14 protein-coding genes are annotated in these 15509 nt (G+C 70.6%); 6 read left to right on the forward strand and 8 right to left on the reverse strand.

The window, feature by feature from the left end; all coding sequences use genetic code 11:
- Positions 1-140 precede the first annotated feature (140 nt).
- Entirely contained in the window at positions 141-653 is a 513-nt protein-coding gene (locus tag ACFVVM_RS33090) for a hypothetical protein (RefSeq protein ID WP_387626396.1), read from the reverse strand.
- Between the two features lie 106 nt (positions 654-759).
- Here ACFVVM_RS33090 and ACFVVM_RS33095 point away from each other — a divergent pair, with 106 nt between their 5' ends.
- Complete coding sequence (locus tag ACFVVM_RS33095; RefSeq protein WP_387626399.1) at positions 760-1617, forward strand: hypothetical protein; 858 nt, start codon at positions 760-762, stop codon at positions 1615-1617.
- A 3-nt stretch (positions 1618-1620) separates the two neighbouring features.
- Here the strand turns inward: ACFVVM_RS33095 and ACFVVM_RS33100 are convergent, their stop codons facing one another.
- The 3 genes from ACFVVM_RS33100 to ACFVVM_RS33110 form a co-directional block, all read right to left on the reverse strand.
- Complete coding sequence (locus tag ACFVVM_RS33100) at positions 1621-3012, reverse strand: M1 family metallopeptidase (protein WP_387626401.1); 1392 nt, start codon at positions 3010-3012, stop codon at positions 1621-1623.
- 68 nt (positions 3013-3080) lie between these two features.
- Positions 3081-3746 carry a DUF3239 domain-containing protein gene (locus ACFVVM_RS33105; protein WP_387626403.1) on the reverse strand — a complete coding sequence of 222 codons (666 nt, stop codon included), beginning with the start codon at positions 3744-3746 and terminating at the stop codon, positions 3081-3083.
- 99 nt (positions 3747-3845) lie between these two features.
- Positions 3846-5525, reverse strand: coding sequence for a DNA repair helicase XPB (locus ACFVVM_RS33110; RefSeq protein ID WP_387626404.1), 1680 nt, complete (start codon positions 5523-5525; stop codon positions 3846-3848).
- A 473-nt stretch (positions 5526-5998) separates the two neighbouring features.
- Between ACFVVM_RS33110 and ACFVVM_RS33115 the strand changes: the two genes are divergently transcribed.
- The gene (locus ACFVVM_RS33115) at positions 5999-6595 is read left to right on the forward strand and encodes a LysE family translocator (RefSeq protein WP_387626553.1); all 597 of its coding nucleotides are present in this window, start codon (positions 5999-6001) and stop codon (positions 6593-6595) included.
- Positions 6596-7103: 508 nt separating this feature from the next.
- Positions 7104-7697: a trimeric intracellular cation channel family protein gene (locus ACFVVM_RS33120; protein WP_387626555.1), complete on the forward strand. Its 594-nt coding sequence runs from the start codon at positions 7104-7106 to the stop codon at positions 7695-7697.
- A 240-nt stretch (positions 7698-7937) separates the two neighbouring features.
- Here the strand turns inward: ACFVVM_RS33120 and ACFVVM_RS33125 are convergent, their stop codons facing one another.
- The gene (locus ACFVVM_RS33125; protein WP_387626406.1) at positions 7938-9116 is read right to left on the reverse strand and encodes a pyridoxal phosphate-dependent aminotransferase; all 1179 of its coding nucleotides are present in this window, start codon (positions 9114-9116) and stop codon (positions 7938-7940) included.
- A gap of 174 nt (positions 9117-9290) precedes the next feature.
- Between ACFVVM_RS33125 and ACFVVM_RS33130 the strand changes: the two genes are divergently transcribed.
- On the forward strand, positions 9291-9506 hold the full coding sequence (locus ACFVVM_RS33130; protein WP_387626408.1) for a hypothetical protein: 216 nt from the start codon (positions 9291-9293) through the stop codon (positions 9504-9506).
- Positions 9507-9553: 47 nt separating this feature from the next.
- Here the strand turns inward: ACFVVM_RS33130 and sigJ are convergent, their stop codons facing one another.
- On the reverse strand, positions 9554-10453 hold the full coding sequence (gene sigJ, locus ACFVVM_RS33135; RefSeq protein WP_387626410.1) for an RNA polymerase sigma factor SigJ: 900 nt from the start codon (positions 10451-10453) through the stop codon (positions 9554-9556).
- Positions 10454-10518: 65 nt separating this feature from the next.
- On the opposite strand from sigJ, the gene ACFVVM_RS33140 reads away from it, so the two are divergent.
- Both ACFVVM_RS33140 and ACFVVM_RS33145 read left to right on the forward strand, forming a co-directional pair.
- Positions 10519-11094, forward strand: a complete 576-nt coding sequence (locus ACFVVM_RS33140) for a GNAT family N-acetyltransferase (protein ID WP_387626412.1) — start codon at positions 10519-10521, stop codon at positions 11092-11094.
- A 263-nt stretch (positions 11095-11357) separates the two neighbouring features.
- Positions 11358-11894 (forward strand): class I SAM-dependent methyltransferase, encoded by a 537-nt coding sequence (locus ACFVVM_RS33145; RefSeq protein ID WP_387626414.1) that lies wholly within the window; start codon positions 11358-11360, stop codon positions 11892-11894.
- Here ACFVVM_RS33145 and ACFVVM_RS33150 read toward each other — a convergent pair.
- Together ACFVVM_RS33150 and ACFVVM_RS33155 are read right to left on the reverse strand one after the other, a co-directional pair.
- Entirely contained in the window at positions 11891-12034 is a 144-nt protein-coding gene (locus tag ACFVVM_RS33150; protein WP_387626416.1) for a hypothetical protein, read from the reverse strand. The genes ACFVVM_RS33145 and ACFVVM_RS33150 overlap by 4 nt on opposite strands.
- A 339-nt stretch (positions 12035-12373) precedes the next feature.
- Entirely contained in the window at positions 12374-15289 is a 2916-nt protein-coding gene (locus tag ACFVVM_RS33155) for an ATP-dependent RNA helicase (RefSeq protein WP_387626418.1), read from the reverse strand.
- Positions 15290-15509: the final 220 nt, after the last annotated feature.

Raw genomic sequence — 15509 nt, forward strand, 5'->3', positions numbered from 1 at the left:
GGTTCGCCGCCGCGGCGTACGCGACGAAGGAGCAAGCCGCGGTGCCTAACCGGCGGCCCCTCGGGGCCGCGACTCGAGCGCGCCAGCGCTCCAATAAACACAGCGTTCACAGCCCTGGCGTGTAAACACCGAACCAGCCTCTACGGCTTGGCCAAGCAGAAGGTCGTCTTCGGCTCCGGCACCGTCCGGAACTGGGTGGCGTCCGTATCGCACAGCAGCTCGTCGGTCTCCCCGTCGATCCGCTTGACCACCTTGAACGTCGCCTCCGGCGCCGTGCAGTCGATGGCGGTCGCCGGGCGCGCGCCCGCGTCGGCGTAGCAGCTGCCCTGGGCGAAGTTGGGCGCCAGGCACAGGCCGGTCTCGGTGGTGCCGACCGTGCCGTTGAAGGTCGCGTTGTCGGCGGCGCAGGTCAGCGGGGCGGCGCCGGTGCGCACGATCCGGTAGTTGGCGGTGGCCGACGAGCAGTCGCCGAGCGTCGCGGTCATCGCGTCGACCGCGTTGTCGGTGACCTCGACGCAGGACCCCACCGCGACCGTGTCGCCGGCGGCGGAATCATCCGTCGACGAGCACGCGACGACCGCCCCGACCAGCGCGACCGCTGCCACGGGGGCGAACACGAGCCGTGCCAGCAGTCGCTTTCCTGGGTACTTCACTGAAAACCTCACTCACCGAACAGTTCAGGCGAACATGACCGCCGGTGACGATACCCAAGTCCACATCGCTCGTGCTCGGACCGTCGCCTGGCTACCATCTACACCGATGACACTCGACGATGTCGCAGGCGAGCTGTACGGCCTCGACCCCGGCGTCTTCGTGTCGACCCGCACCGAACGGGCCGCCGCCGCCAGGGCCGAGGGCGACCGCGCGCTGGCCGAGGCCATCACCGCGTTGCGCAAGCCGACGATCGCGGCCTGGACGGTGAACCTGCTGGCCCGGCACGCGCCGAGCGAGATCGCGGCGCTGCTGGATCTGGGCGACGCGCTGCGTTCGGCGCAGCGCCAGCTCTCCGGCGACAAGTTGCGCACGCTGGGCAATCAACGTCAGCAGGTGGTCAACGCGATGACCAAGCGGGCGGGTGAGCTGGCCGCCGAACACGATCGACCGGCGAGTGAACAGGTGCTGCGCGAGGTCGGCCAGACCCTGACCGCCGCCCTCGCCGATCCCGAGGTCGCCGATCAGGTGCGCGCCGGTGTCCTGCCGACCGCACTGACCTATGACGGCTTCGGCCCGGCGGGACTGGTCGCCATCACCGGCGGCAAGACGAGCGCACCGGCCAAGCGGGCGAGCCGCCGCCCCGCTCCCTCGCCGGAGGACATCGTGGCCACCCGGCGTGCCGAGGCCCAGCAGGAACTCGCCGATGCCGAATCCGCCCTCGACGCCGCCCGTTCCGCCCGCGACGACGCCGAATCCGCAGCACGCCAGGCGAAGTCCGATCTCGACGAGATCGAGTCCCGCATCGCCGAATTGCGCACCGAACTCGAACATGCCGAACAGCAACGCCATTTCGCCCGCACCGCGGAGCATCGCGCACGTGGCGAATCCACCGCCGCCCGAAGCCAATTCGAGCGCATGCAGCGCTGGGCGGATCGGGCACGCGCCCGTCTCGACGAGGACTGACGCTCAGGGACGCAGGGTGCCGGGGAACAGGAAGTCCTCCCGTGGCGCGGTCGTGGTGTCGAGCCATTCGGCCAGGAAGTCGTTGAGCGGCAGGGAGGTTCGGCTCTGCAGGAACTCCCGGAACTCCGGCATCGAGGCATGGCCGTCGCGATGGTCGGCCACGAAATCGCGCAGGGCCGTGAAGAACACGTCCTCGCCGATGAGCTTGCGCAGCGCGTGCAGGAACAGCGGACCGCGGTAGTAGACGGAGGTGAACTCGTTGCCGACGCCGGGACTGGCGAGGGCGACATCCCAGAAGCCGTCCTCGTCACGGTATTTCGCGATCTGCTCGCGGTATTCGGTGTCGACATCGGCGCCCTCGACCCGCTCCGGCCAGAGGAAGTCGGCGGTGTAGCTCGCGAGGCATTCGTTGAGGCAGATGTCGGACCACTGCCGCACCGAGACGGTGTCACCCCACCACTGGTGGGCCAGTTCGTGCACCACGGTGTTGAGGTCGACCCACGGCGCGTAGACGGGGCGGGTCTGGGTTTCCAGGGAGAACGGGATCTTCGTGTCGACGTAGATGCCACCGGCGACGTCGAACGGGTAAGGCCCGTACAGGTTTTCGAGGAAGTCGAGGATCTCGGGCAAGCGCTGCTCGTCCTCGCGTTTGTCCTCCGCGCCCGGCGCGAAGGCGCTCAGTACCGGGGTGCCGTCGGCCCTGCGCTGTTCCAGGAAGGTGAAGTGGTCGATCGCGACGGTGGTCAGGTAGCCGATGACGGGCTGGCGGGTCTCCCATGTCGTGTGCAGGTGGCCCTCGCGCACCGCGTGCTCGGTGCGCTCGCCGGTGGACATCACCTCCCAGTCGGCGGGCACCCGCGCGTGCAGCGTGAAGGTCGCCTTGTCCAGCGGAGTGTCGTTGAGTGGGTACCAGGTGCTGGCGCTGTGCGGCTGACCGACCGCGAACGCGCCGCCGCTGGGCGCCCAGGTCCAGCCCTCGCCCTCGGTGTCGGCGGTCTGCCCGGCGTAGTCGACGACGATCCGCATCGGCAGGCCGGGCGGCAGCGGCAGCAGCGGGGTGACGACCAGTTCCTGCTCGCCGTCGCGGGTGAAGCCCGCGGGCTGGCCGTTGACGGTCACCATCAGCACCTCGGGCCCGCGGTAGTCGAGGTTGAACTGGGCCAGTGGCTGGGTGGCGGTGGCGTCGATGCGGGCGGTGCCGCGCAGGTGGTGGGTGGGCGGCTCGTAGTCGATCGTGAGGTCGTAGTGGAGCACGTCGTAGCCGCCGTTGCCGTCGGCCGGATAGTAGGGATCGCCGAGGCCGGAGGCGCCGATCAGCGCCGGATCCGCCACCGCGGGCGGGGCATTCAACGCCAGTGTCGCGAACACCGCGCACAGCACAGCCGACCAACGCATGTCGATGACACCTTTCGCCGGGACGGCCTCGCTGACCCGACCATCGTCGCAGTCGCGCGGCGGCGGCCTCAGCCCAGGTCGTCGGGCAGCTGCTGCGGGTCGAGCAGCAGGCGCTTGGTGGCCGTGCGGCGCACCCGGGTGGCCAGGGTGAGATTCTCGGTGAGCAGCCGCCATTCGATGTCGGTGATGGCGCCGCGGGCCCGCTCGATCACCGCGCTGTCGCGGGTGCCCCAGGCGATGGGCATCGCGGTCACCAGCTGCCAGCGTTCGCCGACCTGGCGCGGAGCGCGATCGGTGCGCACGGCGACGGCGGGCACGCGTTCGCCGCGTTGCGGCGCGTGGCCGGGCAGCGCGCGCACCCGGCGGGTGATCAGCGCCCAACTGCGGGTGGGCGCGGCGGGTTCGGCGATGTCGACCAGGGCGAGCAGGATGAAGCCGTCGGGCCCGGTGTCGGTGACCACGGCAGGCACCAGAGCGCCCTCGTGGTAGAGCTTTTCGATGCTGGAGCGATGCGGCGTCCACAGGGCGACCCACAGCGCGATGGCCGCGACGAGCACACAGACGACGGCCAGCAGATACCCCCACGCCTGGCCACTCCACAGCAGCGCGGCCGTGGCCGCGACAGCGAGCCCGGCCACGAGCAGGGCGACCACGCGCATCCGGCGCAACCCGGTGAACGTCTCGTTGACCGCGTGCGCGTGCTCACGGTCGACCACGAATTCGAAACGGCGCACGCTGTCCTTCCTAGCACAAGTTGCGGAGGGATTGCCTCCACTTATCTGCCGAGGGGTTCGCACATCGCACGCTACCCCCATTCGACCTGGCGATCAGTGCTACGCGCCGCTCACGCCCCCGTCGCCGATGGGCGGGCCGAGCAGATCGTCGGCATCGGTGATGCGGTAGGCGTACCCCTGCTCGGCGAGGAAGCGCTGACGATGCGCGGCGTACTCGGCGTCGAGGGTGTCGCGCGCGACCACCGAGTAGAAATGCGCCTGTCCCCCATCCTGTTTCGGGCGCAGGAGCCGGCCGAGGCGCTGGGCCTCCTCCTGCCGCGACCCGAAAGTGCCCGAAACCTGCACCGCCACCGAGGCTTCCGGCAGATCGATGGAGAAGTTGGCCACCTTGCTCACCACCAGCACCGGGATCTCCCCGGAACGGAACGCGTCGAACAGCGCCTCACGCTCCCGGTTCTTCGTGGCGCCGGTGATCACGGGGGCGTTCAGGTCGATGCCGAGTTCCTCGAGCTGGTCGAGGTAGGCACCGATCACCAGGGTCGGCGCGCCCGGGTGACGGGCCAGGATGGACTCGACCACCGGGATCTTGGTGCGCGCGGTGGAGCACAGTTTGTAGCGCTCCTCCGGCTCGGCGGTGGCGTAGGCCATGCGTTCGGCGTCGGTGAGCGTCACCCTGACCTCGACGCAGTCGGCGGGGGCGATCCAGCCCTGCGCCTCGATGTCCTTCCACGGCGCGTCGTAGCGCTTGGGACCGATCAGCGAGAACACGTCACCCTCGCGGCCGTCCTCGCGAACCAGGGTGGCGGTGAGGCCGAGGCGGCGACGGGACTGCAGATCGGCGGTCATCCGGAAGACCGGTGCGGGCAGCAGGTGCACCTCGTCGTAGATCACCAGGCCCCAGTCGCGGCTGTCGAACAGTTCGAGGTGCTTGTACTCACCCTTCGACTTGCGGGTGATCACCTGATAGGTGGCGATGGTGACCGGGCGGATCTCCTTGCGCTCGCCGGAGTACTCGCCGATCTCGTCCTCGGTCAGGGTGGTGCGCGCCAGCAGCTCGCGCCGCCACTGCCTGCCCGCCACCGTGTTGGTGACCAGGATCAGCGTGGTGGCCTTGGCCTTGGCCATCGCGGCGGCGCCGACCATCGTCTTGCCCGCGCCACACGGCAGCACCACCACGCCCGAACCGCCCGCCCAGAACGAGTCGGTGGCCATCTCCTGGTAGTCGCGCAGGTGCCATTTGCCCTCGGAGTAGTCCAGGCCGATGTCATGGGCCTCACCGTCGACGTAGCCGGCCAGGTCCTCGGCGGGCCAGCCGATCTTCAACAGCATCTGCTTGATGTGGCCGCGCTCGGACGGGTGCACGATCACCGTGTCGTCATCGATGCGGGCGCCAAGCATCGGCGCGATCTTCTTGTGCCGCAGCACTTCTTCGAGCACCGCGCGGTCCAGGCTCACCAGGCACAGGCCGTGCGCGGGATGCTTGACCAGCTGCAGGCGGCCGTAGCGGCCCATCGTGTCGACGATGTCGACCAGCAGCGGCTGCGGCACGGCGTAGCGAGAGAAGTTCACCAGCGCGTCGACGACCTGCTCGGCGTCATGGCCCGCCGCGCGGGCGTTCCACAGCGCGAGCGGGGTGATGCGGTAGGTGTGCACGTGCTCGGGCGCGCGCTCCAGCTCCGCGAACGGCGCGATGGCCTGGCGCGCGTTACCTGCCAGCTCGTGGTCGACCTCGAGCAGCAGGGTCTTGTCGCTCTGCACGATCAATGGACCGTCGGTCACACCTTGCTCCTGTATTTTTGGCGGCTGGCGCCGCGGGTTTTCGGCCTCGTAACCCCGAATCCGAGGGGCGATACTGCGGCTTCGCCGTTACGTCTCGCCCCTCGGATCCGGGGCGGCCGAAAACGTGGTTGGTGCGTTTTGCGGGGAGGGTGGCTGCTGTGGTTGCCCTTGGGGTTGGTGGGCGGCCTTGTTCGATTGTACGGATCGGGACCGACATGACCTGGGGGAAGAGGGAGTGGGCAAGCGATATCGGTCACTACCGGAGCTGGCGAGAATCCGCGGCGACCGCGTCGTCGAGGCAGCGTGGCTGGCGGCTGTAGCCGGTGGCGGTGGCTGTGGTGGCTGCGGCGACCGAGTCGGACGGGGGTCCAGCAGGTGTCGACTGGACCGCGACACGGTGTGGGTGGGCGGGGCAGGCTCGGTAGGTGCTTCAGACAACGGCGGTTCTCGGGGTTGGTGCGGCGGCGCTCGGCATGGTGCTGACGCCGGGGCCGAACATGATGTATCTGGTGTCTCGGACCGTCGCGCAGGGGCGTCGGGCCGGGATGGTGTCTCTCGCCGGGGTCGCGGCCGGGTTCGGGGTGTATCTCATGGCGGCGACCGTGGGGATCACGGCGGTGTTCGCGGTGGTGCCGGGGCTGTACACGGCGGTGAAGCTGGCGGGGGCGGCGTATCTGCTGTGGCTGGCCTGGCAGGCGATCCGGCCGGGCGGGATCTCGGTGTTCGCGCCTGCCGAACTGCCGCACGACCCGGCGCGGCGACTGTTCACCATGGGCTTCGTCACCAACCTGCTCAATCCCAAGATCGCGATCATGTACATGGCGCTGATCCCCCAGTTCGTCGACCCGGCGGTGGGCGCGCTCTGGTTGCAGAGCCTGTCGCTGGGAGCGGTCCAGATCGTGGTCGCCCTCACCGTCAACGCCCTCATCGTCCTCGGCGCCGCGGGCCTGGCCGCCTTCCTCACCGCCCGCCCCCTCTGGCTCCGCACCCAGCGCTACCTCATGGGCACCGCCCTCGGCACCATCGCCGTCCTGGTCGCCACCGACCGCACCCGCCCCGTCCCCGCCTGACCTGGACAGTCGATCACCAGGCTCTGGTGTGAGCATCGCCCGAGTGGCCTCCTGCACCACAGCCTGGTGATCATCCGTCCAGGTCGGCGAACGCCCGTGCGTGCCGCAGCAATACCCGCGCACCGTTTGAGTGCGTAGCGGAGCATGGGCTCGTGGCGGAGCGTGGGCTCGTCGTGGAGCCGCGAGGGAAGATCCCGCGGCGGGGCTCGACGCACACGGTGCCCGGCCGCTACCGGCGCCGCCATTGGCTGATCTGTCCACGCGATTCGGGGGTCGGCTGGCGCGGTGAGCGACGCGCGGTGTGGGTGTGGGACGGCAATGGGTTCGCATGTCACGCTGCATCGGGACTTCGGGCGACAAGGAGTGGGCCGTGAGTGGTGCGGTATTGATGGCGGTGGCCGCGGCTGGACCGTTGCTGGCGGGACTGGACACGACGGCGGTCGTGGCCGGGCCCTCGGTGGCGGGGCTGGAGTCGGCAGTGGCGGCGGTGCATCGCAGCGGGGAGTTGATGGGGGTGATCGCCTTCGCGGCCGCGGGGGCGCTGGCCGCGGTGCGCAAGCGGCTGGATTTGTTCGGGATGGCGGTGCTGGCGTGCGCGACGGCGCTCGGCGGGGGCATCGTGCGCGATCTGTTGATCGGGCGCACACCACCGGCGGCGTTCACGAATCTGACCTACCTGTACGCGGCATTGATCACCGCGCTCGTCCTCTATTTCATCGCGCCCTCGCGCCGCCTCACCAAAGGGCCGCTCGAGGTCGCCGACGCCATCGGGCTCGGCCTGTTCTGCGTCACCGGCACGGTGATCGCCTACAACGCCGGCCTCGCCGCCCCAACCGCAGCGCTGCTCGGCATGACCACCGCCATCGGCGGCGGCGTCCTGCGCGACGTCCTCACCGGCGAAGTGCCCTTCGTCCTGCGCCCCGATCAAGACCTCTACGCCATCCCCGCCCTCTTCGGCGCCGCCGCCACCGCCACCCTGCTCCACTTCGACCTGTACCGTGCCTGGACCGGCATGCTCGCCGCCGCGGGCGCCATCGGCTTCCGCCTCCTCGCCCGCCACTACCAGTGGCACGCCCCCCTCGCCCGCCACGCCCGCGACTGACGATCCGCTGCGCCGCCCTTTCGCCTCGCCGACCTCACCGCAGCGGCGGCCTGCGCGCTTCGGCGGCCGCGATTTCGGCCGCACCGGGTCGGCCAGGCGGTGTCAGTCGTTCACCGCCGCCGGCCCTGGGCGATTGATCGCCAACCACATTGATCGCCAACCACTGGGGACGTTGCTTCGCGGCCGGCACTTCCCTGAGCGCCTGGTGATCAGGCGTCCGAACAGGCGGGCGACATCGGGTCAGCGCACCGTGATTCCCGCGCGGAGGCGGCGGACGCCCTCGTCGATGGTTTCGTCGCGCTTGCTGAAGGTGAAGCGCACCAGGTGTTTCCAGTCGTCGGCGTGGTCGGCGAAGACGCTGACCGGTACCGCGGCGACACCGAGGCGGGCGGGGAGTTCGCGGCAGAACGCCATGCCGTCCTCGGCGCCGAGTGGGCGGATGTCGGCGCAGACGAAGTAGCCGCCGGAGCTGGCGGCGACGCCGAAACCGGTGTCTCGCAACGCGGATGAGAGGCGCAGGCGCTTGTCGGAGAGACTGGCGCGCAGGTCTCGAATCCAGTTGTGCTCGTGAGTGATCGCGTGGGCGACGGCGGGCTGGAATGGACCGCCGCCGACGAAGGTGAGGAACTGCTTGGCCGCGAGTACCCCGTCGAGCAGCGGGGCGGGCGCGCAAGCCCAGCCGATCTTCCAGCCGGTGACATTGAAAGTCTTTGCCGCACTGGACACTACGATGGTGCGCTCACGCATGCCGGGCAGCGTGGAGATGCTGATGTGTTCGGCGCCGTCGTAGACGAGGTGCTCGTACACCTCGTCGGCCAGCACCAGCAGATCGTGCTCACGAACGAGGTCGGCGATGGCGGTGAGATCGGCGCGATCGAGGACGGCGCCGGTGGGGTTGTGCGGTGAATTGAGCACCAGCATCCGGGTTTTCGGGGTGATGGCGGCGCGCAGACTGTCCAGGTCGAGTACGAAGCGATCATCGTCGGGCACCAGGCGCGCGGTACGCCGCTGCGCACCCGCGAGCGCGACGGCGGCGGCATAGGAGTCGTAGTACGGCTCGATGAGCACCACCTCCTGCCCCGGCTCGACCAGGCCGAGCAGGGTGGCGCTGATCGCCTCGGTGGCGCCGACGGTGACCAGTACCTCGGTGGCCGGGTCGTAGGCGGTGCCGTAGCGCCGGGCCCGGTCGTCGGCGATCGCCTGGCGCAGCGCGGGCACGCCGCGGCCGGGTGGGTACTGGTTGAAACCGTCGGCGATCGCCGCGCGGGCGACCTCGAGCATGCCCGCCGGTCCATCGGTATCGGGAAATCCCTGTCCCAGATTCACCGCGTCGTGGCGGACTGCCAGCTCGGTCATCTCGGCGAAGATGGTCGATCCGAACGGGCGCAGACGGGCGACGGTGGGCGGCACAGGCGACATCCCCGCAGCGTATCCCACTTTTCACCGACGTTGCCGAACGATAGCGAACACCTATGTTTCACAAACGTTTTGCCCAGTTGACCTGGGCTATTGTGCGGTGACCCAACCTCAGCTAGCCTCGCCGTGTTCTACCTCACACACCACAGCGTGGTGGTATCTCGAAAGGGGGGCTCTGTGGCCTCACCTCTGCTCGATTTCATCGCCCAACCGGCCGCGTCGGAGGTCGCCGGTTCGGCCCTGCGGTTCATCCAGGAACACCTGTTCGCCAACCCGATCGTCGACTACTTCACCGGTTCGGCGACACCGGACAACAACATGGGTTCCTCGACCGGCGATTTCGATCTGGGATCGTCGACCGGAAACCACAATTGGGGGTCCACCTACCCGTAGACCCCCAGCGCATCGGACCGGATCGCGCGGGTCCGGTCCGATGCGGGTCACCGCAACCGCGCGCCCGACAGTTTCAGCACATTGGCGAAATCGTAAGTCGCCCAGATCTTTCCGTCCTTGACCGCGAACCCGAGCACGCGCACCGGCCGCCCGAAGGGCGAATTCGGATCGGTGAGCACCAGCCCCGACTGCCCGTTGACCACCGCGAATCCCAGCTCCAGCGCCTGGTCCCGCTCGTGCGTACGCCACAGTCCCAGCGCCAGTCGCGCGATCTTCTCCGCTCCCGCAACGACATTGAGCGCGGTCTTGGTCGACCCGCCCGCGTCGGCGGTGAACGTGGCGTCCGGATGCAGGGTCGCCGCCACCGCGGCGACATCGCCGGTGGCCAGTGCCGCGAGGAATCGCCGGACCGCCGCGTCGTGCACCTCGTCGCCCACCGGTTCCGGCGCACGGGCCGCCGTCTTGCGGGCGCGCACGGCCAACTGGCGCGCGGCATCGGCGGTGACGCCGAGGATCTCGGCGATCTCGCCGAAGGGCACCGACAGTCCGTCGTGCAGGACCAGCGCGACCCGCTGCTGCGGGGTGAGCGCGTCGAGCACCACCATCGCCGCCATCCGGCTGTCCTGGTTGCGCACCACCACATCCAGCGGGTCGGGGGTGCGTGAGGGTGCGGCGGCGCTGACGATCGGCTCCGGAAGCCACTGCCCCACATAGGTTTCCCGGCGCACGGCCGCGCTGCGCAGATGGTCGAGGCAGATCCGGCCGACCACCGTGGTGAGCCAGGCGCGCAGGTCCTCGATCTCGGACTGGTGCACCCCGGCCATGCGCAGCCAGCTCTCCTGCACGGCGTCCTCGGCGTCGCCGACGCTTCCGGTGAGCCGGTAGGCGACCGAAAGCAAATGGGCTCGATGCGATTCGAACAGATCGGCGAGAAACGGGGAAACCATCGCCGCCGATCCTACGGACCGAAAAACCTGCTGAGAATCCGGGCGTCGACTGCCAGGATGGCCGGATGTACGAGCACACGCTCACCGACGGCACGGTCTGGCTCACCCGCCCGACCGGCGCCGACATCGACCGCATCGTCGAGTGCTGCCAGGACCCCGAGGTGCAGCGCTGGACGACCATCCCCGCGCCGTATCACCGGTCCGACGCCGAGGAGTTCCTCGACAAGGTGATGGCGCCGGGCTGGGCGAGCGGCTCGCCGACCTGGGCGATTCGCACGGTCGAGAACGGCCGGGTCGAGGGCATGATCGGCCTGACCGGGCGCGGCGCGGGCGCCGGCGAGATCGGCTTCTGGCTCACCCCCGACCATCGCGGCCGCGGCCTGATGTCGCGTGCCGTCGCGCTGGTCTGCGACTTCGGCTTCGCCGCCGACGGGCTCGCGCTGGACCGCATCGGCTGGCGCGCGATCGTCGGCAACCACCCCTCCGCCGCCGTCGTCCGCCGCAACGGCTTCCGGTACGAGGGTCTGGCCCGCTCCGGCGGCGTCCAGCGCGGCGTCCGCGTCGACGAATGGCACGCCGCCCGCCTCCCCACCGACCCGCCGGGACCGGTCGACTGGCCCGAACACCCAACCCATCCCTGAGCCGCCGGACACCAGCCCAACCAGAACACCCCTGACCCAGCCCGCCAACACCAGCCTCGGAACGCCCCAGACCTGGGCACGCCGACACCGACCTGGGCACGACGGTCCACACCCGGGCACGACGCGCTCCAAGCGACGACGACTGCTCGACCCGCCGCACGTCAGGTTGCCCCTGGACCCGACGGTGCGGTGCGACGATGGGCTGATGGGTGAGCGATCGGGTGCGCGAGGTGGGACCTCTCGCGCGAGAGGGGATGCCGCTGATGGCCGATGACGCGCGGTTCGATTGGCTGGCCGACCTCATGGGGGTGCGGCCGGGTGAGCAGGTGCTCGAGCTGGGACCGGGGACCAGTTCTTCGCTCGGACGAGTGGCGGGCCGCCTCGGGACCGGGCGCGTCGTCGGCCTCGACCGCTCCGCCGCGGCGCTGGCTCGTGCTCGCGCCCGATACGCCGACGAGATCGCCAGGGGCCGGGTCCGTCTCGTCGAAGGCGCGATCGGCTCGATCCGACCGGATCGGCTGCTGGCCGAACTCGATCGCAGCACCGATGGGTTCGACCTGATCTTCGCGGTGAACGTCAACGTCTTCTGGACCAAACCGGCCCACGCCGAATGGAACCTGATCCGCGACTGTCTCTCCCCCACCGGCCGCGTCTGGCTCGGCTACGGCTACGGCGCCCCCACCGCCCCCTCCACCAGCCCCAAACCCACCCCCGCCGAACTCACCCACCACCTCGCCACCGCCGGCTTCCGCCCCACCCTCACCGCCGCGGGCGACCTCATCGCCGCCCGCGCCGCCTAACGCCCGAAGATCCCCGCCTCGACCCGTCCGCCGATGAGCAGATCGGTGCCCGCGGGCACCTCGATCGCGTCGACGCGGGGTGCGGTGCACGGGCCGAACTCGACCCGGCCGGGCTGCTGGCGACCTGGACGTGCGATCACCAGGCAGTAGTGGCGTCGGCTACTCGGCTGATACTCACACCACAGCCTGGTGATCACCGGTCCAGTCGACTTGGACGAGTGATCACCACGCCGTGGTGGCGGGGGCTACTCGGGCGATCCTTGCACCAGAGCGTGGTGATCACTCGTCCAGCTGAGGGGATGGAGAGGGCGACCGGACGAGTGATCCGCTGCGATGGGGGTGGCGCCAGGGCGATGTGTGCGTCAGAGTCTGGTCGTCATTCGGCCAGCCAACCGCGGGCGGGAAGGCTGGCCGGGCGAACGGTTACAGCGGTGTGGTGGAGGTGGTTGCTCGGCGGTGCTTACGCCCCAGCGTGGTGATCATTTGTCCCGCTGGGCTCGGCGGGCGGTGCCTCGGTGGGGGACGACCGTGGTGGGGTCTTCGGGCCAGGCGTGTTTGGGGTAGCGGCCGCGGAGGTCGGCGCGGACCTGGGGCCAGCCGGTGCGCCAGAAGGAGGGGAGGTCGGCGGTGACGGCGACGGGGCGTTGGGCCGGGGAGAGCAGGTGCAGGACGAGGTGGGCGCGGCCGTCGGCGAGGGTGGGTGGCTCGGTCCAGCCGAGGATCTCCTGGACCTTGACGGCGAGGATCGGCTGGTCGGCGGAGTAGTCGAGGCGGATGCGGCTGCCTGAGGGCACCTCCAGGCGCTCGGGGGCGAGCTCGTCGAGGCGGGCGGCTTCGGGCCAGGGGAGCAGGCGGCGGAGTGCGGTGCCCGCGTCGACGCGGGCGAGGTCGGATCGGCGACGGGCGGTGGACAGTTCGGGGCCGAGCCAGGTGTCGAGATCGGCGAGCAGGGCGGTGTCATCGACGGCGGGCCATGGTGCGCCGAGGGTGCGGTGGAGGAAGTCGAGACGGTGCCGCAAGGTGCGGGCGTCGTCGTTCCAGCGCAGCAGATCCAGGCCGTCGGTGCGCAGCCCCTGCCGCACCGCGTCGGCGAGCAGTGCCCGATCCGGTTCGCGCAGTGGCTTTTCCGACAGCGTGATCGCACCGAATCGCTCCACCCGGCGGGCGACCACATCGCCACTGTCCCAACGCACCTCGTCGACCTGCGTCACCAACCCCGGCGCGACCTCCCTCGCCAGATCCTCATCGGCAATGGCAGCCAACCGGATTCGCCCCTCGGCCCGCCCCGGATCGCGATCCGCCACCGCCACCGCCAGCCATTCCGCCGCGGCCAGTCCGGAACCCGCGGGCAAGGTCACTGCGGTTCCCCCCGCCATGAGATAGGTCGACGACCCCGCCGCCCGCCTCCGCGCCAACCGCTCCGGCTGCGCTAAGCCGATCAACAGCGCGGCAGTGTCCCCCGCCGTACCCGCCCCTCCGGACCCCGCACCACGCGCCGCGGCGGCAGTGTCCGCGGTCGCACCTGGACCACGGTTCATGACGCCCGCGGCGGTATTCCCATCCGTATACAGACCTCGGTTCGTGGCGTCGTGTGGTGCGTTCGAAGGTTCGTGTTCCGGGGGCTTTGGGCGGCTGGGCGGTTGTGACGTAGTGGGGGTTGTCGATGCGAGGTGTTCGGTGACGAGGCGGGTCAGGCGTTGGACCTCCTTGGTCCAACGGGGTGGGCGTTCGGTGCGGAGGGTGCGGAGGGCGGATGTCGCGTCGGTGGCGGTGGTGAGGGAGTCGTCGTCCATCAGGACCACCATTTCGGCGGCGGCTTTCGGGCCGACGTGGGTGGCGCCGTCGAGGAGGGCACGGGCCAGGCGGGGGTGCAGGCCGAGGGCGGCCATGGCTCGGCCGCGAGGGGTGATGGCGCCGGTGGAGTCGAGGGCGCCGAGGGTGTGCAGGGTGGTGCGGGCGACGGTCAGCGGGCCTTCGGGTGGGGCGTCCCACCAGGCGAGGGCGGAACCGTCGGGGGTGCCCCAGCACGCCAATTCCAAGGCGAGGCGGGTCAATTCGGCGGTGCGGATCTCGGGTTCGGGATAGGCGGGCAGGGTGTGGTGTTCGTATTCGGGCCAGCAGCGCCAGGCCTGACCGGGGGCCTCACGGCCCGCGCGACCCGCGCGCTGTTCGGCGACCGCGGCCGAAACCCGCACTGTCGCAAGGCCGGAGAGGCCGCGACGGTGGTCGATGCGGGGCACCCGGGACAGGCCGGAGTCGACGACCGCGCGCACGCCGGGAACGGTCAGGCTGGATTCGGCCACCGCCGTGGACAATACGACGCGGCGGCGCGCACCGGGACGCAACGCCAGGTCCTGTGTGCCGCTGCCGAGCCTGCCGTGCAACACGACCACATCGACGTCGTCGAGATCACGGAGCAGCCCCGCGGTGCGGTTGATCTCGCCGACGCCCGGCAGAAAGACCAGCACGTCACCCTCCCCGGCCGACAGCGCGTGCCGAGTCGCCCGAGCCACCTGCCCTTCGATCCGCTCCCGTGGCAGCGCGGGCAGATACCCGATCTCCACCGGATAGGTCCGCCCGCGCACCTCGAGCACCGGCGCACGCTCCGAGCCCAGCCCCCCGGTCGCCACCACCACGGCCCCCTCACCGGAATCGGTTCGCACCACACCAGAGGATGATGAGACCTCCCCGGTCACGCCCACCTCGCCGCCAGTCGATGCGGCCACCGGCCCGCTCTCCGTCCCACCCGGCTTCCCGCCGGGCACTTCCGCCACCCGACCGGTCGCCGTCGTACCCGGTCCCGCACCCCGCGATGCCACCGCCCCCGCGTCCAGCCCCTCCCCGAACGACGCCGCGACCGGATCGGTCGCCGATCCCGCACCCAGCAGCTCCGCGAGGCGGTCCGCGGCGACCGTCGCCGAGGTGGCCAGGACGCGCAGGTCCGGGCGCAGGCCCGCGCGGGCGTCGAGGAGCAGTGCCAGCAGGAGGTCGGCGTCCAGGTGACGCTCGTGGCATTCGTCGAGCATGACGGTGTCGACCCCGGACAGCTCCGGGTCCTGCTGGAGCCGCCGGACCAGCAGGCCGGAGGTCACCACTTCGATCCGCGTGCGCGGACTCACCTTCCGGTCCCCGCGCACGGAGTACCCGACGGTCTCCCCGACCCGTTCGCCCAGCAGCGAGGCCATCCGCGCCGCCGCGGCCCGTGCGGCCAATCGCCGTGGCTCGGCCACCACGACCCGCCCCGCCGAACCGGCCGCCACCGCGAGCGGCACCAGCGTCGTCTTCCCCGTTCCCGGCGGCGCGACGAGCACCGCGACCCCGCGATCGTCCAGCGTGGCGACGATTTCGGCCAGTGCGGACCGGACCGGCAGATCAGGGAGTTCAGGCAGTTTCATCGCCCACCAGTGTGGCACCGGCCTCCGACGCACCCGCGTCGGTCCGACCCGCGGCTCTCGTCGGCCCGCCGGCTCGTCGTCGACCCGGGCCGCCTCCCGCTGAACCACGGGCGATCCTGCCCGGTCGCCACTGGGAGGTCCGCCACGAGCGCGCGGCACTGCGCCGCGAAGCGGTGTTGAGGAACGCGCGGTGCAGCGGCGGCGTGTGCAGATTCGCCGA

This window comes from Nocardia sp. NPDC058176, assembly GCF_042883805.1.
In the GTDB taxonomy this organism is placed as follows: Bacteria; Actinomycetota; Actinomycetes; order Mycobacteriales; family Mycobacteriaceae; genus Nocardia.

What these genes read in the sequence shown, in the direction of transcription:
- sigJ (WP_387626410.1), bottom strand. Translation starts at nt 10,453, where the DNA reads ATGGTTTCCCCGTTTCTCGCCGATCTGTTCGAATCGCATCGAGCCCAT.
- ACFVVM_RS33145 (WP_387626414.1), top strand. Translation starts at nt 11,358, where the DNA reads ATGGCCGATGACGCGCGGTTCGATTGGCTGGCCGACCTCATGGGGGTG.
- ACFVVM_RS33100 (WP_387626401.1), bottom strand. Translation starts at nt 3,012, where the DNA reads ATGCGTTGGTCGGCTGTGCTGTGCGCGGTGTTCGCGACACTGGCGTTG.
- ACFVVM_RS33095 (WP_387626399.1), top strand. Translation starts at nt 760, where the DNA reads ATGACACTCGACGATGTCGCAGGCGAGCTGTACGGCCTCGACCCCGGC.
- ACFVVM_RS33115 (WP_387626553.1), top strand. Translation starts at nt 5,999, where the DNA reads ATGGTGCTGACGCCGGGGCCGAACATGATGTATCTGGTGTCTCGGACC.
- ACFVVM_RS33155 (WP_387626418.1), bottom strand. Translation starts at nt 15,289, where the DNA reads ATGAAACTGCCTGAACTCCCTGATCTGCCGGTCCGGTCCGCACTGGCC.
- ACFVVM_RS33125 (WP_387626406.1), bottom strand. Translation starts at nt 9,116, where the DNA reads ATGTCGCCTGTGCCGCCCACCGTCGCCCGTCTGCGCCCGTTCGGATCG.
- ACFVVM_RS33120 (WP_387626555.1), top strand. Translation starts at nt 7,104, where the DNA reads ATGGGGGTGATCGCCTTCGCGGCCGCGGGGGCGCTGGCCGCGGTGCGC.
- ACFVVM_RS33140 (WP_387626412.1), top strand. Translation starts at nt 10,519, where the DNA reads ATGTACGAGCACACGCTCACCGACGGCACGGTCTGGCTCACCCGCCCG.